At 71.8% G+C, this 23,417-nt stretch carries 20 protein-coding genes; 15 read left to right on the plus strand and 5 right to left on the minus strand.

Going from position 1 to position 23,417, the window contains the following annotated elements; translation table 11 throughout:
* The first annotated feature begins 408 nt into the window (after nucleotides 1-408).
* The 7 genes from MXD95_RS12225 (at nucleotide 409) to MXD95_RS12255 (ending at nucleotide 8,126) form a co-directional block, all read left to right on the plus strand.
* Nucleotides 409-1,164 carry an acyl-CoA dehydrogenase family protein gene (locus tag MXD95_RS12225; protein ID WP_250640704.1) on the plus strand — a complete coding sequence of 252 codons (756 nt, stop codon included), beginning with the start codon at nucleotides 409-411 and terminating at the stop codon, nucleotides 1,162-1,164.
* Nucleotides 1,165-1,225: 61 nt separating this feature from the next.
* Nucleotides 1,226-2,125 carry an enoyl-CoA hydratase/isomerase family protein gene (locus tag MXD95_RS12230; protein ID WP_250640705.1) on the plus strand — a complete coding sequence of 300 codons (900 nt, stop codon included), beginning with the start codon at nucleotides 1,226-1,228 and terminating at the stop codon, nucleotides 2,123-2,125.
* Between the two features lie 98 nt (nucleotides 2,126-2,223).
* A complete protein-coding gene (locus MXD95_RS12235; RefSeq protein ID WP_250640706.1) occupies nucleotides 2,224-3,201 on the plus strand; it encodes a TetR/AcrR family transcriptional regulator in 978 nt (325 codons plus the stop codon).
* Between the two features lie 310 nt (nucleotides 3,202-3,511).
* Nucleotides 3,512-4,651: an acyl-CoA dehydrogenase family protein gene (locus MXD95_RS12240; RefSeq protein WP_250640707.1), complete on the plus strand. Its 1,140-nt coding sequence runs from the start codon at nucleotides 3,512-3,514 to the stop codon at nucleotides 4,649-4,651.
* Nucleotides 4,648-5,931, plus strand: a complete 1,284-nt coding sequence (locus MXD95_RS12245) for an acyl-CoA dehydrogenase family protein (protein WP_250640708.1) — start codon at nucleotides 4,648-4,650, stop codon at nucleotides 5,929-5,931. Before MXD95_RS12240 ends, MXD95_RS12245 begins: the two co-directional genes overlap by 4 nt.
* A 72-nt stretch (nucleotides 5,932-6,003) precedes the next feature.
* Entirely contained in the window at nucleotides 6,004-7,209 is a 1,206-nt protein-coding gene (locus tag MXD95_RS12250) for an amidohydrolase family protein (RefSeq protein WP_250640709.1), read from the plus strand.
* Between the two features lie 71 nt (nucleotides 7,210-7,280).
* Nucleotides 7,281-8,126 (plus strand): amidohydrolase family protein, encoded by an 846-nt coding sequence (locus tag MXD95_RS12255; RefSeq protein ID WP_250640710.1) that lies wholly within the window; start codon nucleotides 7,281-7,283, stop codon nucleotides 8,124-8,126.
* Between the two features lie 2 nt (nucleotides 8,127-8,128).
* Here MXD95_RS12255 and MXD95_RS29610 read toward each other — a convergent pair whose 3' ends face one another.
* Complete coding sequence (locus MXD95_RS29610) at nucleotides 8,129-8,419, minus strand: isochorismatase family protein (protein WP_250640711.1); 291 nt, start codon at nucleotides 8,417-8,419, stop codon at nucleotides 8,129-8,131.
* A gap of 37 nt (nucleotides 8,420-8,456) precedes the next feature.
* Between MXD95_RS29610 and MXD95_RS12265 the strand changes: the two genes are divergently transcribed.
* The 5 genes from MXD95_RS12265 (at nucleotide 8,457) to MXD95_RS12285 (ending at nucleotide 13,791) form a co-directional block, all read left to right on the plus strand.
* Nucleotides 8,457-8,975 carry a nuclear transport factor 2 family protein gene (locus MXD95_RS12265; RefSeq protein WP_250640712.1) on the plus strand — a complete coding sequence of 173 codons (519 nt, stop codon included), beginning with the start codon at nucleotides 8,457-8,459 and terminating at the stop codon, nucleotides 8,973-8,975.
* Nucleotides 8,976-9,138: 163 nt separating this feature from the next.
* Nucleotides 9,139-10,137, plus strand: a complete 999-nt coding sequence (locus MXD95_RS12270) for an acyl-CoA dehydrogenase family protein (RefSeq protein ID WP_250640713.1) — start codon at nucleotides 9,139-9,141, stop codon at nucleotides 10,135-10,137.
* A gap of 143 nt (nucleotides 10,138-10,280) precedes the next feature.
* The gene (locus tag MXD95_RS12275) at nucleotides 10,281-11,084 is read left to right on the plus strand and encodes an enoyl-CoA hydratase/isomerase family protein (RefSeq protein WP_250640714.1); all 804 of its coding nucleotides are present in this window, start codon (nucleotides 10,281-10,283) and stop codon (nucleotides 11,082-11,084) included.
* Complete coding sequence (locus tag MXD95_RS12280) at nucleotides 11,081-12,610, plus strand: class I adenylate-forming enzyme family protein (protein ID WP_250640715.1); 1,530 nt, start codon at nucleotides 11,081-11,083, stop codon at nucleotides 12,608-12,610. The genes MXD95_RS12275 and MXD95_RS12280 overlap by 4 nt, the downstream gene beginning before the upstream one ends.
* Complete coding sequence (locus tag MXD95_RS12285) at nucleotides 12,601-13,791, plus strand: acyl-CoA dehydrogenase family protein (RefSeq protein ID WP_250640716.1); 1,191 nt, start codon at nucleotides 12,601-12,603, stop codon at nucleotides 13,789-13,791. The genes MXD95_RS12280 and MXD95_RS12285 overlap by 10 nt, the downstream gene beginning before the upstream one ends.
* A gap of 105 nt (nucleotides 13,792-13,896) precedes the next feature.
* Here MXD95_RS12285 and MXD95_RS12290 read toward each other — a convergent pair whose 3' ends face one another.
* The 4 genes from MXD95_RS12290 to MXD95_RS12305 form a co-directional block, all read right to left on the minus strand.
* Nucleotides 13,897-15,285, minus strand: coding sequence for an acyl-CoA dehydrogenase family protein (locus tag MXD95_RS12290; protein WP_250640717.1), 1,389 nt, complete (start codon nucleotides 15,283-15,285; stop codon nucleotides 13,897-13,899).
* Nucleotides 15,285-16,421 (minus strand): acyl-CoA dehydrogenase family protein, encoded by a 1,137-nt coding sequence (locus tag MXD95_RS12295; RefSeq protein WP_250640718.1) that lies wholly within the window; start codon nucleotides 16,419-16,421, stop codon nucleotides 15,285-15,287. Before MXD95_RS12295 ends, MXD95_RS12290 begins: the two co-directional genes overlap by 1 nt.
* A complete protein-coding gene (locus MXD95_RS12300) occupies nucleotides 16,418-17,212 on the minus strand; it encodes an enoyl-CoA hydratase/isomerase family protein (RefSeq protein ID WP_250640719.1) in 795 nt (264 codons plus the stop codon). Before MXD95_RS12300 ends, MXD95_RS12295 begins: the two co-directional genes overlap by 4 nt.
* A gap of 301 nt (nucleotides 17,213-17,513) precedes the next feature.
* A complete protein-coding gene (locus tag MXD95_RS12305; RefSeq protein ID WP_250640720.1) occupies nucleotides 17,514-18,854 on the minus strand; it encodes an ABC transporter substrate-binding protein in 1,341 nt (446 codons plus the stop codon).
* A 550-nt stretch (nucleotides 18,855-19,404) separates the two neighbouring features.
* On the opposite strand from MXD95_RS12305, the gene MXD95_RS12310 reads away from it, so the two are divergent.
* The 3 genes from MXD95_RS12310 to MXD95_RS12320 form a co-directional block, all read left to right on the plus strand.
* The gene (locus MXD95_RS12310) at nucleotides 19,405-22,338 is read left to right on the plus strand and encodes a branched-chain amino acid ABC transporter permease/ATP-binding protein (protein WP_250640721.1); all 2,934 of its coding nucleotides are present in this window, start codon (nucleotides 19,405-19,407) and stop codon (nucleotides 22,336-22,338) included.
* A gap of 188 nt (nucleotides 22,339-22,526) precedes the next feature.
* Nucleotides 22,527-23,171 (plus strand): ABC transporter ATP-binding protein, encoded by a 645-nt coding sequence (locus tag MXD95_RS12315; RefSeq protein WP_250640731.1) that lies wholly within the window; start codon nucleotides 22,527-22,529, stop codon nucleotides 23,169-23,171.
* 32 nt (nucleotides 23,172-23,203) lie between these two features.
* Nucleotides 23,204-23,417, plus strand: a 214-nt coding sequence (locus MXD95_RS12320; RefSeq protein ID WP_250640722.1) for a hypothetical protein, incomplete at its 3' end; no start/stop codon positions are given.

The following is a 23,417-nucleotide window of genomic DNA, read 5'->3' on the forward strand; positions in this document are numbered from 1 at the left end:
AACTGGGTGGCCCAGCGACGGTAGGCCATGTAAGGCCTGGCGACCGCAGCGCGCGGACCTCGCCGGCCCGGAACTCAGCCGACCAGCCGACCATGAACCAGCCGGTGGGCTTCCACGTGAACGGGACTTCATGCGGCGCCCCCTCCTCAAAAGCTTTAGATTTATCTAGCATCATGCCGGGAGTACCGGCAGGACACCGGCAGCCTCGGCCGGCAGCGGGTCCCACCGGCCAGACGGCCAGGGAGGCGGCTGGCGGGCCCGGGAGCGGCGGGGGACAGCTCAGCGGCACCCAAGGCTCAACCACACCCATGCCGCTCTATGCGGCAAATAGTATGTACATATTACCGTCCCGTTGGGTGCCCGTCACGGGTGTTCGCGGCGTGGTAGCCGGCCTTCGGAGGGGCATGCATGGACCTGTCGTTGGACGAGGCGTCGCGGGCGGCGCGGGAGCTGGCCAGAGCCGTGCTTGCCCGCTCCCGCGGGCTGGCGTCGGCCCGGGAGGCCGAGCCGCTCGGACACGACCCGGCGCTGTGGGCGCAACTGTGCGAGGCGGGGCTGCCCGGCCTCGCCGTCCCGGAGGAGTTCGACGGCGGTGGGGCCGGTCTGCACGCGCCGGTCATCGCGGCGATCGAGCTGGGACGGGTGCTCGCCCCGGTGCCGTTCGCCGAGCACGTCGCGGCGGCGCGGCTGCTCGCCACCGTCGCGCCGGAACATCCCGACCTGCCCGCCGTCGTCTCCGGCGAGCTGATCGCGACCCTGGCACCGCGCGCGCGGTCCGGTCGTGCCGTCGCCGTACCAGGCACGATCGCGAAGCTGTTCGCCTCGACCGCCTACCAGCGCGCCAGCCGGGAGCTGCAGGACGTCGTCGGCCTCGGCGGCATCCTGCGCGAGTCCGTCGGCGAGGGGCCGGGCCATCGGCCGCCCACGGTGAGATCGAACGTGCCGCCCGGCACTCCTGCGTCGTCACCATCCAGGGCGGGACCACCGAGATCTCCCGCAACCTCGTCGCCGAACAGCGCCTCGGCCTGCCGAAGACCCGCCGAGGCACCCGCTCCGCGAGCTGATCCCGGACACTCACCCGGATGGGACATCCCGCACGGCACCGGGCCGGCCCTCCTGATGCGACAGCCATCAGCTGTGTTGCGGCACACTCGAAACATCTAGATATTAAGCCTAGGATGACAGTGGCGAACGCGCGACGTGACGAACGCGCGACGGGAGAAGGATGACCGCGTTGACTGACGAACGCGTACTGATCGAACGGCAACGCGAACACGGGATCGCGCGCATCACACTCAACAACCCGGACCGACGCAACTCCTACGACGCCGCGATGCGCGACCAGCTCGCCGCCTATCTGGACGAGGCGGCGAACGACGACGATGTCAAGGTCGTGCTGCTGCGCGGTGCCGGCGGCTACTTCTCCGCCGGCGCGGACATGCGCAACGCGTACGGCTGGTACGGCGAAGGCGATGCCAAGGAGGGGGCCGGCGCCAGCGGCAACGGCGCCAGACGGCGACGACCCAGCCAACGCCGCCGGCTCACCGTGGACCGGCAGACCTTCGGCTTCTACCACGAGTTCCTCGGGTTCCCGAAGGTCACGGTCGCCGAAGTCAGCGGCATCGCACTGGGCGGCGGCTTCGAGATGGCCCTGATGGCGGACATCGCGGTCGTCGGGAACGGCGCGCGGCTAGGCATGCCGGCGACTCGTTTCCTCGGTCCCGCGCTCGGCTCGCTGCACGTGTTCTTCCACCGGCTCGGGCCCGTCCTGGCCCGGCGGATGCTGCTGACCGGGGACACGGTCCTGGGTTCGGACCTGGCACATCTCGGGGTCTTCACCGAGGTCGTCGAGGACCACGACGTCACCAAGCGGGCGCAGTGGTGGGCCGAGAAGGCCTCCCGCATGCCCGCCGACGGCATCGTGATGGCCAAGGAGGCGTTCCGGCTCATCGAGCAGCTGCAGGCCTACCAGGGCGAGGAGGTGCTCAGCTACCTCTTCCACGCCTACGGGACCAACCTCAGCTTCGAGGAAGGCGAGTACAACTTCGTCAAGACCCGGGCCCAGCACGGCGTGAAGCGCGCCTTCGAGCTGCGCGACGAGCACTTCGAGATCCCCGAGCCGTAAACCGCCGTCCGGCCGCGCCATGCCGGCGACCAGGGCCCCACGCTCCGACTGGTCCGCGCACAACAGCGTGGCTTGCGCTGGGCGGTATCCTGCTTGCAATGGAAACGGATGCTCCGGTCGATGGCGCACACCTCGAAGCCACCGGTCTCGAAGCCACCGGCATCGAGGCTGCGCGGCGCGAGGCCGCACAGGTCGACCTCGCGCCGGTCAACCGCCCTCGGGCCGATCGCGCTGAAGCCAAGCGCGCCCAGGCCGACCGTGCCCAGGCCGACCGTGCCGGGGGCCACGAGGACCTCGGCACGGACTGGCATCGCCGCGTGGTCACGCGCTCGTTGCAGGGCGCGCAGCAGCGTTCGATCGACCGGGGCAATCGCTTCATCAGAGCGGCGGCGAAGGTTCTGGAGCGGTCGAACGGGGAGTCCCTGACGGTCCAGGACGTGGCGGAGGAGGCCGGGCAGTCGCTGCGGACCCTCTACCAGTACTTCGCCAGCAAGGACGACCTGCTGCTGGCAGTGCTCGAGGAGGCGATGCGCACCTACACGCGCATCATCCGCGCCGCCGTCGCCCATCTGGACGACCCGCTCGAGCAGCTGGCCGGGGCGATTCTCGCCGCAGCGCACCTGCCGGCGATGCACAACAAGGCAGGTGTCGACCGGGGGCTGGCCCGCCTGCGCCTTCAGCTCCGCCAGGCCGATCCCGACCTCATCGCCCGTTCGCAGGCGCCCGTCACCGCGCTGTACCGCGAGCTGGTGGAGGCCGCGCTGGCCGACACCACGCTGGCCGACACCACGCCGGCCAGCAGGGCACCAGCCAGCAGGGCACCGGCCACTCTCGCCGTGGAGCCCGCGACCTACCTCGTGGCGTCGACGCAGTCCACCTACCTCACCGCGATGACAGTGGGCAACGAGTACGGGATACGCCCGCCGGACCGGATCGATCTCTCCGTGTTCTGCCTGAACGGCATCGGTATCCTCCGCACGCGGTCGTGGCACGAGGACGTGGACGGGCGCCTGAAGCTGTCGGGCGACGGGCGTTCGATCCTGCGCCGGCTCGCGCGGACCTCCCCCGCGGACTGAGCTCCGCAAAGCCGAGCCCCTCAAAGACTGAGCCCCTCAAAGGCCGGGTCCCTCAAGAGACCAGGCCCTCTCGCGACTGGTTCGCTGGTTGAGGTGGCACCCGCGGTCGACCGCCGGTACTGTCACTTTCGTCACCGGAGTGCGCTGCTTTACCACCGGGCACCCGGCTCTGCCGGTCTGTGACCCACCGGATCACCGATCCACCGGCCCATCAGGAAATCGGGCGGCCCGGTGGTCGGCTCACCGGCCGTCCAGCCGCCGGGCCGCCGAACCGGGAAGCACGACGGCGTGCGGGACACCCAGGAGGACGATGTTCACCCAGACTGCGGACCAGGACCTGCTCGAGGCGACCACTGCGGACTACCTGCGAGTCACCTGGACCCCCGCGCGCATCCGCGAGCTGTCCCGGCTGGACTCCCCGTTCGACCCCGCGCTCTGGAGGCGGGGGGTCGACCTCGGCTGGACGGCGCTGCTGGTGCCGGCAGACTCCGGCGGCGGTTCGGTCAGCGGTAACGGCCTCGCCGACCTCCTCGCGGTCGCCTACCAGTTCGGACGGCACGCCGCCCCTGGGCCACTGATCGGGACGAACGTGGTCGCCGCGGCGCTGGCCCGCTGGGGAACCAAGGAGCAGCACGGTGGGCCGCTCGCGGAGTTGCTGGACGGGGCTGCGACCGCCGCCTGGGGGTACGCCCCCCGCACGGGGCCGCGATCCGGCAACGGGTTACGGGCGGTCAGCTCAGACGATGGCGTCGCCCTGACCGGGACCGTGCCGCTCGTCGAGACCGGCACGGCGAGCGGCTACCTGCTGCTTGCCGCGGCCGATGCGCAGGGTTTGCGGTCGCACTATCTCGTCCCCCGGGACGCCCCCGGCGTGCGGACGTCGCCCCTGCGTGGCATCGACCTCACCCGGCGCTATCAGAGCGTGACGCTACAGGATGCCACCGTGTCGGCGGCGGCTCGGGTGGGCGAGCCGGGTTCCGCTGACGATCACGACGAGCTGCTACTCGATCTCACCGCCGTGCTGCAGGCCGCGGAGATCGTCGGCACGATGGAACGTGCGTTCACCACCACCCTGCAGTGGACCCACGACCGCTACTCCTTCGGCCGCCCGCTCGGCTCCTACCAGGAGATCAAGCACCGGATGGCCGACCTGCGCACCCAGCTCGAGGCGAGCGCCGCGGTCACCGCGAAGGCCGCGCGGCACGTCGGCGAGGGCTCGCCGGACGCCCGGCTGTGGGCGAGCACCGCCAAGGCATACGCCGGACAGGTCGGCCCGGAGCTCATCCAGGACTGCGTCCAGCTGCACGGCGGCATCGGGGTGACCTTTGAGCACGACCTGCATATCTACCTGCGCCGCGCCACCGTCAACGCGCAGCTGTTCGGCACGCCGGCCGCTTTCACCGACCGGCTCGTGAGCCTGACCGAGACCGCCCTGGGCGGTGGGAAGTGAGCCCGGCCGTGATCGACGTCGACGAGTTCGCGACGCGCGCCCGCGGCTGGCTGGCCGAGAACCTGCCGCCCGCGGATCCCACCCGCGACACCTTTTTCCTCCACGCGGCCACCCATCCCACCGACGAGGAGGTGCTGGCGCGGGCCGCGACCTGCCGCGAGCTGCAGCGCCGGCTGTTCGACGGCGGGTTCGCCGGCATCTGCGTGCCGCCCGAGTACGGCGGGCAGGGGCTGACCCCGGCACACCAGGCCGCCTTCAACCGGGAGATCAGGGGGTACGACTACCCGGCCGAGATTCAGGCGTCCACCTTCATCCCCTGCATGGCCGTGCTGCTCGAGTTCGGCACCGAGGAACAGAAGCTGCGCCACATTCCCCGGATGCTGCGCGGGGAGGAGATCTGGGTCCAGCTGCTGTCCGAGCCGGGGGGCGGCTCGGACGCCGCCGGCGCGGTCACCACCGCCACCCGCGACGGCGAGAACTGGGTGCTCAACGGCTCGAAGGTCTGGACCACGTCCGGCTGGTGGGGCGACTGGGCGCTGTGCCTGGCCCGCACGAACTGGGACGTCGAGAAACACCGCGGCCTGACCGTGTTCAGCGTGCCGATGTCCGCGCCGGGCCTGGAGATCCGCCAGGTCGAGCTGGTGAACGGCTCGAAGGACTTCTGCCAGGAGTTCCTCACCGACGTCGTCGTGCCCGACACCGACCGGATCGGTGACGTCGACGCCGGGTGGGGCGTCATGACCCGGTGGCTGTACCACGAGCGCACCATCTCCGGCGGCTCCCCCTATGTGACCGGCGGTGGCAACCGTCCGAACGCAGGCCCGTACGACATCGGCAGCCTGATCGAGGCCGCCCGGGCGTTCGGGACGCTCGACGACAGCCGCACGCGGGCGCTGCTCGGCGAGGCGCAGACGAACGTCCTCGTCCTGCGGGCCCTGGTCGAAGCCGTCACCCGCAAGATGGCCGGCGGCGCGCTGCCGTACCACGCGGCGGCGATGACGCGCCTGTTCGGTGGTACGAGCAACGCGCGGCGCGCGGCGATCGCCACGGAGCTCTACGGCGAGGCGGGTGTGGTCTGGTCGCCGGACGAGGAGACCGCCGCCCAGGTCGGGCTCGGCTACCTGACCCGGCAGGCCGCCTGCATCGGCGGCGGCACCACGGAGATGGCCCGCAACGTCATCTCCGAGCGGCTGCTCGGCATGCCGCGCGAACAGCGAGCCGACACCGTCGCTTTCCGCGACGTGCCCCGCGGGCCCCAGGCAGGCGGCTCCGGCGCGTGACGCACGAGGATGCCCTGGCCCACCGCGAAGAGTAGAAATATTTACATCTCTCCAGATCGTGAGGTGACTGTCATGGCGACAGAGCAGGACACGAAGCCGGCGGGCCAGCGGCCGGTCGACGCCGACAACCACTACTACGAGAGCCTCGACGCGTTCACCCGCCACCTCGACAAGAAGTTCCGCTTCCGCGGGGTCCGCGTCGTCGAGGACGGCCGCCACACCGAGATGGTCATCGGTGGCAAGGTCAACAACTTCATCCCGAACCCCACGTTCGACCCGGTGATCGTTCCCGGCTGCCTCGACCTGCAGTTCCGCGGCCAGATCCCGGAAGGGGTCGACCCACGCACCCTCACCAAGGTCGAGCCCATCCACCCGGAGTACCGGGACCGGGACGCACGACTGAAGACCATGGACGAGCAGGGCCTCGACGCGGTGCTGCTGTTCCCGACCCTCGGTTGCGGGGTCGAGCAGGCGCTGCGGCACGACGTCCCGGCCACGATGGCGAGCCTGCACGCGTTCAACCGCTGGCTCGAGGACGACTGGGGCTACTTCTACCAGGAGCGGATCCTCGCCGCCCCGATGATCTCCCTGGCCGACCCCGAGGCGGCGCTCGCCGAGATCGACCGGACGCTTGAGCTCGGCGCCCGCATCGTGCACATCCGCCCGGCGCCGGTACCGACCGGGACCGACAAGGGCCGCTCGCTGGGCGACAGGGCCCACGACCCGATCTGGGCCCGTCTCGCCGAGGCCGGCATCCCGGTCGCGTTCCACCTCGGTGACAGCGGCTACAACGCCCTGCTCGGCGCACCCTGGGGCGGCGCCGACGAGTTCGCCCCGTTCCGCGCGCCGGACATGCTCGGCAGCGTCATCATCGGCGACCGGGCGATCCACGACACCGTGGCGAGCCTCATCGTCGACGGCGTGTTCACCCGCCACCCGGCGTTGCGGATCGCCAGCATCGAGAACGGCTCCGACTGGCTCTACCCGCTGATCAAGGGTCTCAGGAAGCTGGCGAACCGCGTCCCGTCGAGGTTCCCCCAGGACCCGCTGGACACGATCCGCGAGCACCTCTGGGTCACGCCGTACTACGAGGAGGACCTGCGCAAGCTCGCGGACACGATCGGCGTCGAGCGAGTCCTGTTCGGCTCCGACTGGCCGCACGGCGAGGGCCTCGCCGAGCCGGCGTCGTTCACCGACGAGCTCACCGACTTCACCCCCGACGAGGTGGAGAAGATCATGCGGACCAACACCGCCGAGCTCGTCGGGCTCCCTGCCTGACCCGGCGGTCCCGGTCGGGCACATCCAGCAGACAGCGGTGCGCCAGACGCACCGGAGAAAGGAGACCGCCGGTGACTCGCGCCATGGACTGCCTGGTGAATGTCGACTTCGGCGACCAGGGGAAGATGCCCGACTGGATGATCCGGGTGAAGGAGGACTACTTCAAGGCGGGCGACTCCTTCTTCAAGAGCCCCGAGCTGCCCGAACTTCTTGACGACATGGATGCCAACGGCGTCGAGAAGGCGATCCTGATCGCGAAGGCGAACCAGACGGACGGCCGGGCGTTCCGGTTCGCCGAGGCGCGCCCGGACCGTTTCGCCCTGGCGGTCGGCGGTTTCAACCTGCTGCGCCCGATGCCGACCGTCCGGGCGCTGGAGTCGCTGGTCCGCGACTACCCGGTCGCCTGTACCAACGTCGGACCCAGCTTCTGGGGCGACGGCATGTACCCACCCACCGACCCGGTGTACTACCCCCTGTACACCAAGTGCTGCGAGCTTGAGCTGCCGCTCTGCATCAACACCGGCATTCCCGGCCCGCCGTTGCCGGCCGAGCCGCAGAACCCGATCTATATCGACCGGGTCTGTTACCGCTTTCCCGAGCTGAAGCTCTGCATGATTCACGGTGCCGACCCGTGGTGGGACGTCGCCATCCGACTCATGATCAAGTATGCCAATCTGCGGCTGATGACGTCGGCCTGGTCACCCAAGCGGCTGCCGGCCGAACTGCTGCACTTCATGCGAACCCGAGGCAAGAACCGGATCATCTTCGCCTCCGACTACCCGGTCCTCTCCTTCCAGCGGACCCTGGCCGAGGCCGCGGCCCTCGACCTGCCGGACGACGTTCGGGACAACTGGCTCTTCGGCAACGCCGACGCCTTCTTCTTCGACGGCAAGACCGGCACCGCCGCCACCGGCTGAAGTCAGCACTCCGCCCGCGCAGGGCCCAGACTCGATGTGGCTGGAAACGTCAGGAGTGGCCAGACCGACACAATTCCATGCCGGCGGAGAAGCCGGCTCCAGCGCTTCTCGTAGGTGACGCCGGCGTCCGCGTAGTCCGCCGGGATGCCGGCGACGGCGTCGCGTGGCACGACGACCTGGTATCCGCGGTTGACCGCGTCCATCACCAGGTTCGGGATCGCGATGTTCACCGAGACGCCGGTGGCGACGATGGTGGTGACACCCAGGTTGCGCAGGACACCAAAAAGCTTCACATGTATCGAGACGGCTGACGCGGTAGGTTCGCGAGCTGTGGAGCTGTGGGAGCTGATCGCCCGCGAGCGCATTCGTGACTCGCTTGCCCGCTACACCTGGTCCGGGGACGCGCTGCGGCTCGACGAGCTGGCCCTCGCCTTCCACGAGGACGGCGAGCTGGAGGTACGCGGACAGCCGCCGCGCCGCGGCCGCCAAGCCATCATCGAGTTCCTCGGCGGCGTTTCCCCGGGCGGCGGCGCGCCGCCGGGCACGCCCAGCAGTGCGCCGCCGGGCCCGTCGGCCGGCGCCACGTCACCGGCCGCTTCGGCCGGGCCAGGGCCACGCCGCATCGTCCGACACAACCTCGCGAACATCCGCTTTCTCGAGATCAGCCCGGACGAGGCCCGGGTGGCAAGCTACTTCACGGTGGTCACCGAGATCGGCCTCGACCACTACGGCCGCTACCGGGACACCTTCGTCCCGGTCGGCGACGAATGGCTGATCCGGCACCGCTACGTCTCGACCGACTGGCGTGCCCCCGATTCGACGATGGCGCCCCCGTCCTCGATCAGATGAACTCCTGAGCCCACTACCCGCGACCGCCGGCGCCCGCGGCTGACCGTCGCCGCTCCCACGCGCGTCGCGCCTGCGACGCGTTGCACCGACGCCCGCACCCCCGTTAGTGTTCATAACATCTAGATGTTTTGCCCTTGCCCTGACGGTGGATGACGAGGAGCCCATGCAGTTTCGCTTCGACGAGTTCCAGATCGCGATGCGTGATGCCGTCCGGGCGTTCTGCACCGGCCGGCTTGCCCTCGCGGACATCGCGGGCCGCGAGGACAAGCCGGCCGAACCGGCCCTGTGGTCCGCACTGGCCGAGCTCGGCGTGCTGGGAATACTCGCCGACGGGCCGGGCACCGGCCTCGGGCTCGTCGAGGCGTCGCTGGCGTTCGAGGAGCTCGGCGCCCATCTCGCCCCCGGCCCGCTGCTGTGGTCGACGCTGGGCGCCCCGTTCGTCGACGGCGCCGCCGACGGCGCGGTCCGGGTCGCCGGCGTCGAGCTGGACGACTCGCTGCCTGGTCCGGTGGTGGTCGAGCACGCCGACGGGGCCGACGTCCTGCTCGTGCTGCGCGCCGACCGGATCGAGCTGGTCCCCCGCGCCGCGCTGCTGCCGGCGACCGCCGGTCTGCCGCTCGACCCGCTGACCCCGGTCGCGGTGTTCGACACGATCCCGGCCGGCAGGGTCGTCGGGGACGCGGCGGCGGCACGGCGACTGCGGAACCGCGGTGCGATCCTCAGCGCCGCGACGCTGGTCGGCGTCGCTCAGGGGGCGCTGGACACCGCCCGCGGCTACGCCCTGGAACGCGAGCAGTTCGGCGTGCCGATCGGTTCGTTCCAGGCGATCAAGCACATTCTCGCGGACATGTACGTCCGGGTGGAGCTGGCCCGCGCGGCCACCTACGCGGCGGCGGCGATCGCCACGGACCCCCGCGCGGGTGATCTCGCGCACTCCGCCGCGGCGGCGAAGGTGCTGGCCGGTGACGCCGGCATCGCCAATGGGCGAGCCGCCGTCCAGGTGCTCGGCGGCATGGGCTTCACCTGGGACATGCTCCCGCACTACTACCTCAAGCGTGCGTGGGTCCTCGAGAACGGCTTCGGCACCGCGTCCGCGCATGCCGCCGGTCTCGGCGCCGCCGTCGCCGAGGAGGCCCTGGCCGGCAGTCCGGCTGCCTCGTGACCGGTCACAGGGTCACGAGCGACATCGCGCGGGGCGACATCGCGCCGGGCGCGATCGTGACGGGTATCCGCTCGCCGGCGGGTGCCGGGTGCCGGGTGCCGGGTGCCGGTAGACGGATGCCGGTAGAGAGGAAGGATCCGCTGGTGGGGTACGCATCGATCCAGTACGACGTCACCGACCGCGTCGCCACGATCACGTTCGACCGGCCGAAGCAGCTCAACGCGCTGAGCCCGTCGATGATCAACGAGCTGCGGCAGGCCTACACCGACGCCGAGGCCGACGAGAACGTCTGGATTCTGCTCGTCACCGGCAACGGCCGGGCTTTCTGCGCCGGCGCCGACGTCAGCGAGATCCCGGGCACCGGGAAGGTCGTCTCCGAGACGCCGTACCTGTCGACCTACGACCAGTGGGAGGCCCCGCAGGAGGGCACGCCGCCGTTCCGGTCGATGACCAAGCCGGTCCTGGTCGCCGTCAACGGCCTGTGCTGCGGCGCCGGGCTCGACCTGGTCACCACCGGCGACATCGTGATCGCCTCGGACCGCGCGGAGTTCTTCGACCCGCACGTCAGCATCGGGCTGGTCTCCGGCCGGGAGTCGGTGCGCCTCGCCCGCGCGCTGCCCACCCACATCGCGATGCGGATGGCGCTGATGGGACGGCACGAGCGGATGGGCGCGCAGCGTGCCTACGAGCTCGGGCTGATCTCCGAGGTGGTCGAGCACGACCGCCTGCTGGAACGGGCGCGGGAGCTGGCGGCGACCGTGAACCGCAACGCCCCGCTGGCCGTGCGCGGCACCCGCCTGGCCATCCGCAAGGGCCTGGACCTGCCGCTGCTGGAGGCCGAGATCATGGCCGAGGCCTTCCGCGAGCGGGTGGTGCGCACCGAGGACGCCCTCGAGGGCCCGCGGGCCTTCCTGGACAAGCGCGAGCCCCGGTGGCAGGCGCGATGAGCACCTCGGACACCACCGCGCTGCCCGCGCTGCCCGCGCTCAGCGAGCGCATCGGCCGCGTTCTCACGCTCGACCCGGCCGCCCCGGCGCTGGAGTTCGACGGCCACTGGCACACCTGGGGCGAGCTGGCCGCGGCCGCCGATGCCGTCGCGCCGCTGGTGCGCCCGGGCGAGCGGGTCGCCGTGCTGCTGCGCAACCGCCCGGCGCAGCTGGGCCTGCTGATCGGCCTGCTGCGCGCGGGCGCCTGTGTGGTGGCGGTGAACCCGGGGCGCGGCACCGAGCGGGTCCGGGCGGACACCCACGCCCTCGGTGTCGCCACTGTCGCCGGCGGCCGGGAGGATCTCGAGGCCTTCGCGCCGCCGGTCCGCTGGCTGGTCAGCGAGGCGCTCGGCGACCTGGTCGTCCGCGGGGAGCGTCCCGCGGGGACGGACGCGGGCGGGTGGCGGCCAGGCATCGCCGTGGAGATGCTCACCAGCGGGACGACCGGCCCGCCGAAGCGGGTACCGCTGAGCTATGAGACGTTCACCCGGGTGCTCGTCGGCGCGAAGCACTACGAGCGGCACGCCGACGAGACGCTGCGCCTGCGCCGCGGCGTGGTCATCGTCAACGCGCCGCTGGTTCACCTCGGCGGCCTGTTCCGGGTGTTGCAGTGCGTGGGCGACGGCCGCGCGTTCTGCCTGCTGCCGAAGTTCGAGGTGAAGGCCTGGGTGGACGCGGTACGCCGGCACCGCCCCTCGACGGTGAGCCTGGTTCCCACCGCGCTGCGGATGGTGCTCGACGCCGATCTCGACCCCGCGGACCTCGCCAGCGTCCGCTCGGTCGTCTCGGGCACCGCCCCGCTGTCCGCCGACGACGCCGACGCCTTCCAGGCGAAGTACGGCGTCGCGGTCCTGACCTCGTACGCGGCCACCGAGTTCGGCGGCGGCGTGGCCGGATGGAACCTCGCCAACCACGAGAAGTACTGGACGGCCAAGCGCGGCAGCGTCGGGCGGGCGCACGCCGGCTGCGAGCTGCGCACGGTCGACCCCGACACCGGCGCCCCGCTCGGCCCGGACGTCCCCGGCCTGCTGGAGGTGCGCGCACACCAGCTCGGCGACTCCTCCGGCTGGACCCGCACGACGGACCTGGCCCGCATCGACGCCGACGGTTTCCTGTGGGTCCTCGGCCGGGCGGACCAGGCGATCATCCGCGGCGGGTTCAAGGTGCTGCCCGACGACGTGCGCGTCGCGCTCGAGAGCGACCCGCGGGTCCGTGGTGCGTCCGTCGTCGGCCGGCCCGACCCCCGCCTCGGCGCGGTGCCGGTGGCCGCCGTCGAGCTGCGCCCCGGCAACGAGTCGGTGACCGCCGAGGACCTCCTCGCCGCCGCCGCCGCCGTGCTGGCCCGCTACGAGCTGCCCACCGAGCTGCGCATCGTCGACGCGCTGCCCCGCACCCCGTCCGGCAAGGTCGACCTCGTCGCCGTCCGCGACCTGTTCACAAGTCCACCCCGGACACGTCCCCCCAGGAGCACACCCGCATGGACCTGACGTACAGCGAGCAGGACGAGGCCTTCCGAGCCGAGCTGCGGACCTGGCTTCAGGCCGCGGTGCCGGCGCAGGGCCCACCGCCGCCGCCGGGAGACTGGGCCGCGCGCCGCGCCTACGACACCGCCTGGCAGCGCCGGCTCCACGACGGCGGCTACGCCGGCATCAACTGGCCCAGCCAGTTCGGCGGTCGCGGCCTGCCCGCCACCCAGCAGCTGGTCTACCTGGAGGAGTACGCCCGCGCCGGCGCGCCCTACATCGGCATCAACTTCGTTGGGAACATGCACGCCGGCCCGACCCTGATCGCCGAGGGCACCGACGAGCAGCGGGCCTTCCACCTCCCGCGCATCCTGCGCGGCGAGACCGTCTGGTGCCAGGGCTTCTCCGAGCCCCGGGCCGGCTCCGACCTCGCCTCGCTCGGCACCCGGGCGGTGCGTCAGGGCGACGAGTACATCGTCAACGGCCAGAAGATCTGGAGCACCCGCGCCCACGTCGCGGACTATGGTGAGCTGCTGGTCCGCACCGACCCCGACGCCCGCAAGCACCGCGGCATCACCTGGCTCATCCTCGACATGCACCAGCCGGGCGTCGAGGTCCGCCCGATGCGCACGATCGACGGCGACGACCACTTCTGCGAGGTGTTCCTCACCGACGCCCGGGTCCCCGTCTCGAACCGGGTCGGCGCGGAGAACGACGGCTGGCGCGTCACCAACGTCACGCTGCGCTTCGAACGCGGCACCGCGTTCGCCCAGCACATCATCACCCTGCGCTCCCAGCTGCGCGGCCTGGTCAGCACCGCCCGGCAGGTGCCGAAGCCCGGCGGTGGGACGGCCTGGGACGACCCGGCGCTGCGCACCCACGTCGGCCGGCTGGAGGCACAGGTCGAGGGCCTGTGGCGGATGACCCAGCGCGGCATCGCCGAGGCCGAGGCGACGGGCCTGCCGGCGCCGACCGGCTCGGCGGTCAAGCTGCGGTTCAGTGAACTGAGCCAGGAGCTCAGTGAGCTCGCGGTCCGGGTGCTCGGCCGCGCCGCCCTCGGCGGCGTGCGGGCCGGCGGGATCGACGGCGTGGAGATCGCCCGCGCCTACCTGTGGTCGTTGCAGTACAGCATCGCCGCCGGCACCTCGCAGATCCAGCGCAACCTCATCGCCGAGCGCATCCTCGGCCTGCCCCGCGCCGCCTGACCCGCGAGTCAGCCGGCGTGGAGGCGTCGTGTGGCGGGCCCGCGCCCGCGGTGCGGGGCGGGTGCGGGCCCGTCGTTCGGCGCTGAGGGCCAGCCCCGTGCGGGCTCAGGCCCTGCCTTCGGACGGCGGCGCGGCGGGGACGCGTCCCGTCCAGGTGCTGGCGTCGCGCAGGACGTCCCGGAACGGCCGGCCGCTGTCGAACGAGGGCTCGCGGGGCAGGCCGAGCACCCGCTCGCCGATCCCGTTGCGCTGCATCTCGTTGGTGCCACCGGCGATCGCCATGAACCGGCCGTCGAGGAACGCGGCCGCCGTCCTGCCCTCCTCGCCGACCGGCCAGGACACCGCGTCCGCGCCACCGATGCGCAGGGCGGCGTTGGCGCGCAGCGGGTCATACGTGCCCATGGCGAGCTTCGCGTACGAGGCGACGTGCGCGGCCGACGCGGGATCGGCCCGCATCAGCCCGCCGAGCCGGGCCACCAGGGCGCGGCGGGCGACGTCGTTGACGTGTACCCCGACGATCTCGTCCCGCACTGCCGGGTCGTCGAGCCGGCCGACCGAGCGAGCGAGCTCGACGAGATCCGCAGCGATACCCTTCGGCGCCGAGCTGCCGCCCCCGGGGCCGATCCCGCCGCCACGCTCGAAGATCAGCATGGTCTGCGCGACCGTCCAGCCGTTGTTCACCTCACCGACGATGTCGTCGTCGGTGAGCGCGACGTCGTCGAAGAACTCCTGGCAGAACTGCGACCCGCCGTTGATCTGCCTGATCCGCCGAACCGTCACGCCGCTGGCGCCCACCGGCACGGCGAACCAGGTCAGCCCGCGGTGCTTCGGCACGTCCCAGTCGGTGCGGGCCAGGCACAGGCCGTAGTCGGCGTAGTAGGCGCCACTGCTCCAGATCTTCGAGCCGTTCAGCACCCAGCGCCCGTCCTCGCGGACCGCCTGGGTGCGCACCCCGGCGAGGTCCGAACCCGCGTCCGGCTCGGAGAAGAACTGCACGACCAGCTCCTGGCCAGCGAGGATCCGCGGGATGTGCCGGCGCAGGAACGCGGGCGACCCGTGGGCGAGCATCGTCGGCGCGCAGACACGGAACGTGGTGCCGCCGACGATCCCGAAGTCGGGCAGCCGGTAGGCGCGGGCCTCCTCGGCGAAGGCGCGCTCGTACTCGGGGCCGAGGCCCTGCCCGCCGTACTCGCGGGGCCAGGTGATCCCGGCGAATCCGGCGTCGAACAGCCGGCGATGCAGGGCCCGTTCCGGGGCCACGTCACTGACCGCGCTCTCCCGGAAGCCACGGGCACTGGGATTCGCGGGCTCCAGGTTCGCCGCGAGCCAGGCCCGCGCACGCGCCCGGAACCGCTCCGGCGTCTCGCCGTCCGGCGGCGCCGGCGCGACCGGAACCTCGGTCTGGACCTCGGTCTGGACCTCGGCCGGGGCGGCGGCCGTGACCTCGGCCGAGCCGGCGGCCGGGACCTCAGGGGTGTTCGCTGTGCCCGCCATCAGGCGACTCCGATCCGGTCGGCCAGACGGGCCCGGTGCCATTGCGGCGCGCCGAACGCGACGGCGTCGGCGGCCAGGCGCCGCATGTACAGGTGGTGGTCGTGCTCCCAGGTGTAGCCGATGCCGCCGAACACCTGGAAGCAGGCATGCGTCACGTCGATCCCGCGCTCACCCACGAAGGCCTTCGCTGCGTGCGCGAGCTCGCCGCCGTTCGCCGCGTCGGCGCCGAGCGCCTCGGCCGCGGCGGCCACCAGGCCCTTGGCCATCTCCAGGGTCAGGCTCGTGTCCGCCAGCAGATGCTTGATCGCCTGGAACGACCCGATCGGCCGCCCGAAGGCGATGCGGACCTTCGCGTGTTCCAGGGCCAGCTCGAAGTCCCGGTGCAGCGTCCCGACCGCCTCGGCGCAGACGAGCACCGCGGCGATCTGCGCCTGGCGGTCGAACAGCGCCTCGGTGTCCGAGCCGGGGGCGCCGACGACCGCGTCCGCGCCGACCCGTGCCCCGTCCAGCCGGACGGCGCCGGTGCGGCGGGTGATGTCGATGCCATCCAGCGGGCGCACCTCGATGCCCGGGGCATCCGTCGCCACCACGGCCTGCAGGAGGCCGGCGGGGCCCCGCGCGGTGACGAGCAGCGCCTCGCAGTCGGCCACCTCCTGCACGTGCCGGACCTCGCCGTCCAGGACGTAGCCGCCGGTCTCGGCTCGGGCGGTGATCTCGCCCGCACCCGGCGTGAGGCCCCGGGCCGCCCCGGCCACCCAGGTCGCCCTGGCCTGGCCGGCGATCAGACGCGCCAGCAGCTTGCCGAACGGCGCACCGGCCCGGGACAGGGCGGATGCGACGACGTTCGTCCCGACGAACGGCCCGGGCTGCAGCCTGGCGCCGCGTTCGGCGGCGACGGCCGCCGCGTCCAGCAGGCCGTTGTCGGACGCGCTGCCGCCGCCGTGCGCCTCGTCGACGAGCAGGCCGAACCAGCCGAGGGAGCCGGCCGTCTCGAAGTAGGCCCCGTCCGGGCCGGGCGCCCCCTCGGCGATCTCGCGGACCTTCGACACCGGGAGCGTGTCCTCGATGAACCGCTCGCTCGTGTCGAGCAGCAGCTGCTGTTCGGCCGTGGGCGCGGCCAGCAACCGGGTGCTCATACGCCGGTGAACTTCGGCTCGCGGCGCTCGCGGAACGACTGGATTCCCTCGGCCATGTCCCTGGTGGTGTAGGCGATGTGCTGGGCGCGCGCCTCCTCCTCCACCGCCTGTTCGAAGGTGAGCGTGTCGCCGCCGTCGAGCAGGCGCTTGATCAGGCTGATCGCGGTCGTCGGGCCGCCCGCCAGCCGGCGCCCGAGCGCCGCCGCGGTCTCCGGCAGCTCGTCCGCCGGAACCACCTCGTTGACCAGGCCCCAGTCCAGGGCCTGCTCGGCGGGCACGAAGTCACCGAGGAAGGCCATCTGCTTCGCCCGGCGCGGCCCGATGTGGCGGGGCAGCGTCCACGAGCTACCGCCGTCCAGCGCGAGACCTCGCTTGACGAACACCGCGCCGAACCGGGCTCGGTCGCTGGCGACGATCAGGTCACATGCGAGTGCGATGCCCAGGGCCACCCCGACGGCCACGCCGTCGACCGCGGCGATCGTGGGCTTCGGCAGCCGGTGCAGCCGGTTGATGAGCTCGCCGACGGTCCGCATCTCGTACAGGATCGACTGCGGCCCATGGCCGGTGACGCCGCCGGCGCCGCTCGCGCTGCCGCTGAGGTCCGCGCCCGAGGAGAAGTTGCCACCCGCGCCGGTGATCAGCAGCGCGCGGTCCGCCGGATTGGCCGTGACCTCGTCGATGATCTGGTCGAGTTCCTGCCAGCTGGTCGCGTTCAGCGCGTTCTTCTTGTGCGGGCGGTTGAAGGTGACCGTGACCAGACCGTCGTGTCGTTCGACGATGGTCGCTTCCATATCTGTTCCTCTCGGACGGCTTCGGCGGCGCCAGGGCGTCGCCCTGCGGCCCAGGGCCGGCGCACGGCCCGCGGCACCGGCGTCCGACGGAGGGGACACGTGCCACCGACGACGGCTGGCGACAGATATCTTTATACTTTTTTGCGCGTCGTCGAGTCGAGTCGTCGCGACTTCATGATCTCCCGCCGGCACCCGGCACGACGCCCCGGTGGGGGACACCAGGGCGTCGTCAGAGGCACCCGCCTCGACCGGGGCGGCGCTGGCTCGGCCGAGGGACGCGGCCGAGGGACGCGGCCGAGGATCAGCTCCCCGACGTGCCAAGCGCGCGGTAGGGCAGAGTGTGCTTGCCGTCGGCGTCGAGCTTCGTCAGGAGGACTCCGCGGCCGCAGACCGCGGGGGTGAGCGGAAACGACGTGCCGTCACATCTGACGGGAATGCCGGGCGCCATCGGGAACGATATCTGGGGCGCCGAGCGAATCTTGGCGGTGACCGTCTGCGCGGTGATGTCGCCGGTGATCCCGTCCAGCTGCTCGCGCAGCGCCTTCAGGACGATGTACATCTCCGCGCCCACCGGATCGGTCGGGTCGACCCGGTTTTTCTTCGCGTAGGCGCCCACGATCGCCTTCCACTGCGTGAGATCCTTGTTGGCGGAGTCGCCGATCGCGATGGTCGTCGCCTCGTTGACCCCCTTCAGGTAGCTGCCGACCGACTTGGTGAGACTCGCCGACGCGCAGAGGCCGAGAATGCTGATCGGCCCCTTGAAGTTCGCGGCGCGCAGGCCGTTGAGCGCGGCGATACAGAAGGAGTCGTTACCGATGATGTGCACCTCGGTCGACCCGCCCCGCACGATCTGGCCAATCTGCGGCGACATGTCCGCCTGGCCCGGCGGCACCTTGATGAGCTGGAAGTCGAACCCGGCCTTCTGGAACATCTGCTTGCCGACGGTCTCGTAGAAACCGGTCGCCGCCGGGACGTCGATGACGATCGCGGTGATCTTCTTTACCCTGCTCTCCCTGGCCACCTCGATGGGCAGGCTGGCCAGCGCCGCGATCTGGTCGCCCAGGACGAAGGTCGAGTCCTTGTCCAGCAGGGCGGACTGTTCCGTGGTACCGAAGGCGAGGACCGGGATCCTGGCATCGTGCAGGGGCTTCCACACGGTCGCGAGTCCGGTGGCCTCGCCAAGGACGGTGATCGTCACCTTCGACTGGATGAACTGCGTCGCGCAGTCCGCCGCTTTGGCCGGGTCGCCGGCGGTCTGGCACTGCACGAGCTGGATCGGCCGACCGCCGATCCCGCCCTGATAGTCGTTGAGGTACTTCGCCATCGCCGCCGCGGCACGCACCTGGATGCTGTGGTCGTAGGCGACGGCCTGGCCGTCGCTGAGTACTCCGATCTTGACCGGAGTACCGGCGGCCACCTGCCTGGTCCCGAGAGCCGCGGTGTCCGCCTTGTCGTCCGAGCCCGAACTGCCGTTGCCGCTGCCGCTGCCGCTGCTGCCGCACGCCGAGGCCGCGAGGGCCAGTGCGGCGAGGCCCGCGACCAGCGCCGTCAGGCGCCAGCGCCGCCCGCCGGGCCCACGGCCGCGCCCGCCGGACCTACGGCGACGCCCACCGGGTCCGCGCCGTGATCCGCTCCCACCCATGGTGTGATCCATAGTTCTCCCTGATGGTCTCCAGAACGCCCCGTCGTCGGCGTCCTCCCTGGCCAGAGCTGTTGGCGGACACCACGCGGCGAGCCGTCGAACGCTGATTCCACGGGCTGGAGCGTCGGTACCGCACGGTCCGCGGCGAGCGAAAAGACTTCGCGATCCAGCAGACGAGACGTCGGCGCAGAATATCTACACTTTTCGCGCGCTGTCCAGCGGATGCGCTGGCCGACGGGAACGCCCGGCAACCAGCGGCCATGCGTTCCGGCAGCCAGGAAGAAAAAACAAGATTTGCCATCTGGACCATCCTGCCGAACTAAGTTTTCGTTGACTGTCAGAATGGGGTCCAAGGTTCTCTCCGACGCCGAGAACTCCAGGAAGCCAGCGACTACCCGAACGTGTGCCTTCGACCGCCCCACTTCCGCTACACCCTCGTTTACCTTTAGATTTTTTGCGTGCCCGTAGCCAGGCGCCGGGACCTGGCCAAGGGCGAAGGGCGGGGCTCATCGGATCGCGCCGTCCGTGGGTGTGGGATCGGGAGACCGTCATGGAGCATGTGGGTTCGTTACTGTTGGGGCTCGGCAACGGCGGGGTGTTCGCGGCGCTCGCGGTCGCTCTGGTGCTGACATATCGCAGCTCGGGCGTGATCAACTTTGCCACCGGGGCGATCGCTCTGTATGTGGCGTATCAGTACGCGGCCCTGCGGGGCGGGCAGATCCTCATCCTGGTGCCGGGACTGCCCGCGCAGGCCGACATCGGCCAGGAGCTGGGCCTCGTTCCGGCGGTACTGATCGCGCTGGTGATCGCGGGGCTGCTGGGCGCGCTGCTGTACGGGGCGGTGTTCCGGCCATTGCGCGAGGCTGCCCCGCTGGCCCGCGCGGTCGCGTCCCTGGGCGTGCTGACGGTGATCCAGTCGACGATGGCGATCCGGCTGGGCGCCGCCCCGGTGAGCGTGGACGCGATCTTCCCGGACCACGCCTGGGACCTGGGATCGGCGACCGTGCGATCCGGGCACGTCTATCTGGCCGTGACGGTGGTGGCCGGTACCCTGGTGCTCGCGGCGATCTACCGGTTCACCCGCTTCGGGCTGCTGACCCGGGCCGCGGCGCAGACGCATACCGGATCGTTCGTCTCCGGGGTGTCGCCGGACCGGATGGCGCTGGCCAACTGGGTGATCAGTGCCATGGTCGCGGGTGCCGCCGGCATCCTCATCGCGCCGCTGAGCCCGTTGACCCCGATCACGTACACGCTGTTCGTCGTGCCGGCGTTGGCGGCCGCGCTGGTGGGTGGGTTCCAGAACCTGGTACCGACGGTGATCGCGGGTCTGCTGATCGGGATGGTGCAGGCGGAGGCGCTGTCGCTGGCCCTGGAGCACAGCTGGATGCCTCGTTCGGGCTCGGCGGAGCTGGTTCCGCTTCTGGTGATCCTGGTGGCGTTGCTGCTGACCGGGCAGGGCCTGCCGGCCCGGGGCGGGCTGGTCCGCCAGCAGCTCGGGCGGACCCCCCGGCCGCGTTCGACGATCCCGCCCACCATCGTCGGCATCGTCGTCGGCGTGGTCGCGCTTCTCGTCACTGACGGTACGTGGCGAAGCGCGGTCATTGGCACCTTCATCGCCGCGATCATCGGTCTGTCCGTGGTGGTCGTGACCGGATACGCCGGTCAGGTGTCACTTGCCCAGCTCGCTCTCGCGGGTGCGGCGGCTTTCTTCCTGTCGGGGGTGACGCAGAGCTGGGGGGTGCCGTTCCCGTTCGCGCCGTTACTCGCGGCGCTCGCCGCCACCGGGCTGGGGGTCGTGATCGGGCTGCCCGCGCTGCGGCTGCGCGGCCTCACTCTGGGCATCGTGACCCTGGGGCTGGCATATGCGATCGAGGCGGTCTGGTTCCGTAACACCCAGATCGTGTCGACCAGGGGCGCGAGCGTGCCGAACCCGAAGCTGTTCGGGCTCGATCTCGGCATCGGTGTCGGCGACAACTTTCCCCGGATCCAGTTCGGCCTGTTGTGCCTCGCCGTCCTCATCGCGGTGGCCTGGGGGGTCGCCCGGCTGCGGACCAGCACGCTCGGCTCGGCGATGCTGGCCGTACGCGACAACGAACGCTCCGCGGCGGGCATCGGCGTGAACGTCGTCCAGGTCAAGCTGATCAGCTTCGCGCTGGCGTCGTTCATCGCCGGCATCGGTGGCAGCCTGCTGGCCTACCGGCGAGGGGTCGTCACGTTCGACTCGTTCACGGCGCTGGGCGGTCTGACCCTGCTCGCGACCGCCTATCTCGCCGGGGTCACCTCGGTGTTCGGCGGGATCCTGGCCGGGGTGCTGTCCACCAGCGGCGTCGTGTTCGTCGCCGCGGACAAGTGGCTCGACTTCGGCGACTGGTTCACGGTCATCACCGGGCTCGCGCTCATCCTGACCGTCATCATCTATCCGGAGGGCCTCGCCAGCGGAGGTCATCAACTGGCCGACCGTGTCACCCCAGCGCTGGCGCAACGGTTCCGCCGAGCACGGCCGGCCGGGGCGGTGCCCGGGGTGCCCGGGACCGCGGGGGACGCACCGACCACGGGGGACGCGCCCGCACCGGAGCCCGCCACGGGCGGGGCCGGCACGGGAACTCCCGCCAGGGCGCCGGAGCCAGCGGTGCCGGTCGCGGCGGACGCGGTGCCGGTCGCGGCGAGCGCGGCCCGCGGCGAGGGGCTCGCGGTCAGCGGCCTCACCGTCCGCTACGGCGGCGTGGTCGCCGTGTCCAACGTGTCGCTGCGGGTCGAACCCGGGACGATCGTCGGACTGATCGGGCCGAACGGGGCCGGCAAGACCAGCGTCATCGACGCCGTCACCGGCTTCGCCTCGGCCGACGGGACGGTCACTCTCGACGGCAGCCGGATCGACGGCCTCCCGCCGCACCAGCGGGTCCGCCGGGGCCTCGCCCGCACCTTCCAGGCCATCGAGCTCTATGAGGAGCTCACCGTCGAGGAGAACGTGGCCGCGGCGGTCTTCGGGGTCGGGCGGGATCACCGCCACGCGGCCATCGCCGAGGCCCTCGACCTGGTCGACATCGGGCGGCTGGCGAAACGCACCGCAGGCGAACTCAGCCAGGGCGAGCGCCAGCTCGTCTCGATGGCGCGGGCCTGCGCGGCGAAACCCGAGGTCCTCCTACTCGACGAGCCCGGCGCCGGGCTGGACACGAGCGAGTCGGTCTGGCTCGGCGAGCGCATCCGCCGGGTCAGCGCCGCGGGCGCCGGAGTGCTGCTGATCGACCACGACGTCGCGCTGGTCCTGGGCGTCTGCGACTACATCTACGTTCTCGACTTCGGCAAGCTCATCGCCGAGGGCGACCCGGCCACCATCCGCGCCGACAAGAACGTCACCGACGCCTATCTCGGCACCGTCCACCAGGCCCCGGAGACGACCACCACAACAGCGACCGTCTCGGCGGCGCCCCTCACGGCGTCGACGACCGCGCAGGCGACCGCCTCGGGGGCGAGCACCTCATGACCGACACCAACGACAAGACCAACGTCGACACCGGCACCAACCTCGACACCAATGTCGGGACCAGTGTCGGTTCCGATGCCGACATCGAGACCGGCCGTCCGTCCCCCGAGGGGCAGCCATCGACGGCCCCCCGGCTGCGGGCCAGCGGCCTGTCCGGCGGCCGTGGCAGCGCCACCGCCTTCCGCGACATGGACCTCACGCTGCACTCCGGCTCCGTGCTGACGCTGCTCGGCCCGAACGGCGCCGGCAAGACCACCACCCTGCTCACCCTGGCCGGTCTGCTGCCCGCCCGCGGCGGCACCATCCACGTCGACGGCACCGCGCTGCGCTGCGGGCGGCCGCTCACGGCCAACCGGGCCGGCATCGTCCTCGTTCCCGACACCCGCAGCCTGTTCACCACTCTCACCGTCGACGAGAACCTCCGCGTCGCGGCCACCCGCGGCGGACCGAAACCCAAGGAGATGCTGGACGTCTTCCCCGCCCTGGAAAAGCGCTGGGATGTCGCGGCCGCCGCGCTGTCCGGCGGGGAGCAGCAGATGCTCGCCCTCGCCCGCGCGCTGATCCAGCAGCCGAAGGTCCTGCTGGTCGACGAGCTCAGCATGGGACTCGCGCCTCTGATCGTCTCCGACCTGTTCAAGGCCATCCGCGGCATCGCCACCGACCACGGCTGCGCGGTGATCCTGGTCGAACAGCACGTCAACCTCGCGCTGCGGGCCGCCGACGAGGCCGCCGTCCTCAACCGCGGCAGCATCGTCCTACGCGGCTCGGCCGCCGAGTTCACCGCCAACCCCGAACGGCTCGAACAGGCCTACTTCGGGGCGGTCGACGCATAGTTCCCACAACCGGGCGCTCACGAGGAACGGGGGTGGGGGGGGGGGGGGGGGGGGGGGGGGGGGGGGGGGGGGGGGGGGGGGGGGGGGGGGGGGGGGGGGCGTGGGGGGGGGGGGGGGGGGGGGGGGGGGGGGGGGGGGGGGGGGGGGGGGGGGGGGGGGGGGGGGGGGTGGGGGGGGTGGGGGGGGGGGGGGGGGGGGGGGGGGGGGGGGGGGGGGGGGGGGGGGGGGGGGGGGGGGGGGGGGGGG

The organism is Frankia sp. AiPa1 (genome assembly GCF_023243075.1).
GTDB lineage: Bacteria > Actinomycetota > Actinomycetes > Frankiales > Frankiaceae > Frankia.

Bases quoted from the DNA above. Each gene is read 5' to 3' on its own strand.
- MXD95_RS12300 (WP_250640719.1), bottom strand. From the start codon at position 17,212: ATGGAAGCGACCATCGTCGAACGACACGACGGTCTGGTCACGGTCACC.
- MXD95_RS12290 (WP_250640717.1), bottom strand. From the start codon at position 15,285: ATGGCGGGCACAGCGAACACCCCTGAGGTCCCGGCCGCCGGCTCGGCC.
- MXD95_RS12240 (WP_250640707.1), top strand. From the start codon at position 3,512: ATGTTCACCCAGACTGCGGACCAGGACCTGCTCGAGGCGACCACTGCG.
- MXD95_RS12285 (WP_250640716.1), top strand. From the start codon at position 12,601: ATGGACCTGACGTACAGCGAGCAGGACGAGGCCTTCCGAGCCGAGCTG.
- MXD95_RS12315 (WP_250640731.1), top strand. From the start codon at position 22,527: ATGGACCTCACGCTGCACTCCGGCTCCGTGCTGACGCTGCTCGGCCCG.
- MXD95_RS12310 (WP_250640721.1), top strand. From the start codon at position 19,405: ATGGAGCATGTGGGTTCGTTACTGTTGGGGCTCGGCAACGGCGGGGTG.
- MXD95_RS12250 (WP_250640709.1), top strand. From the start codon at position 6,004: ATGGCGACAGAGCAGGACACGAAGCCGGCGGGCCAGCGGCCGGTCGAC.
- MXD95_RS12270 (WP_250640713.1), top strand. From the start codon at position 9,139: ATGCAGTTTCGCTTCGACGAGTTCCAGATCGCGATGCGTGATGCCGTC.
- MXD95_RS12235 (WP_250640706.1), top strand. From the start codon at position 2,224: ATGGAAACGGATGCTCCGGTCGATGGCGCACACCTCGAAGCCACCGGT.
- MXD95_RS12230 (WP_250640705.1), top strand. From the start codon at position 1,226: ATGACCGCGTTGACTGACGAACGCGTACTGATCGAACGGCAACGCGAA.
- MXD95_RS12305 (WP_250640720.1), bottom strand. From the start codon at position 18,854: ATGGGTGGGAGCGGATCACGGCGCGGACCCGGTGGGCGTCGCCGTAGG.
- MXD95_RS12295 (WP_250640718.1), bottom strand. From the start codon at position 16,421: ATGAGCACCCGGTTGCTGGCCGCGCCCACGGCCGAACAGCAGCTGCTG.
- MXD95_RS12280 (WP_250640715.1), top strand. From the start codon at position 11,081: ATGAGCACCTCGGACACCACCGCGCTGCCCGCGCTGCCCGCGCTCAGC.
- MXD95_RS12225 (WP_250640704.1), top strand. From the start codon at position 409: ATGGACCTGTCGTTGGACGAGGCGTCGCGGGCGGCGCGGGAGCTGGCC.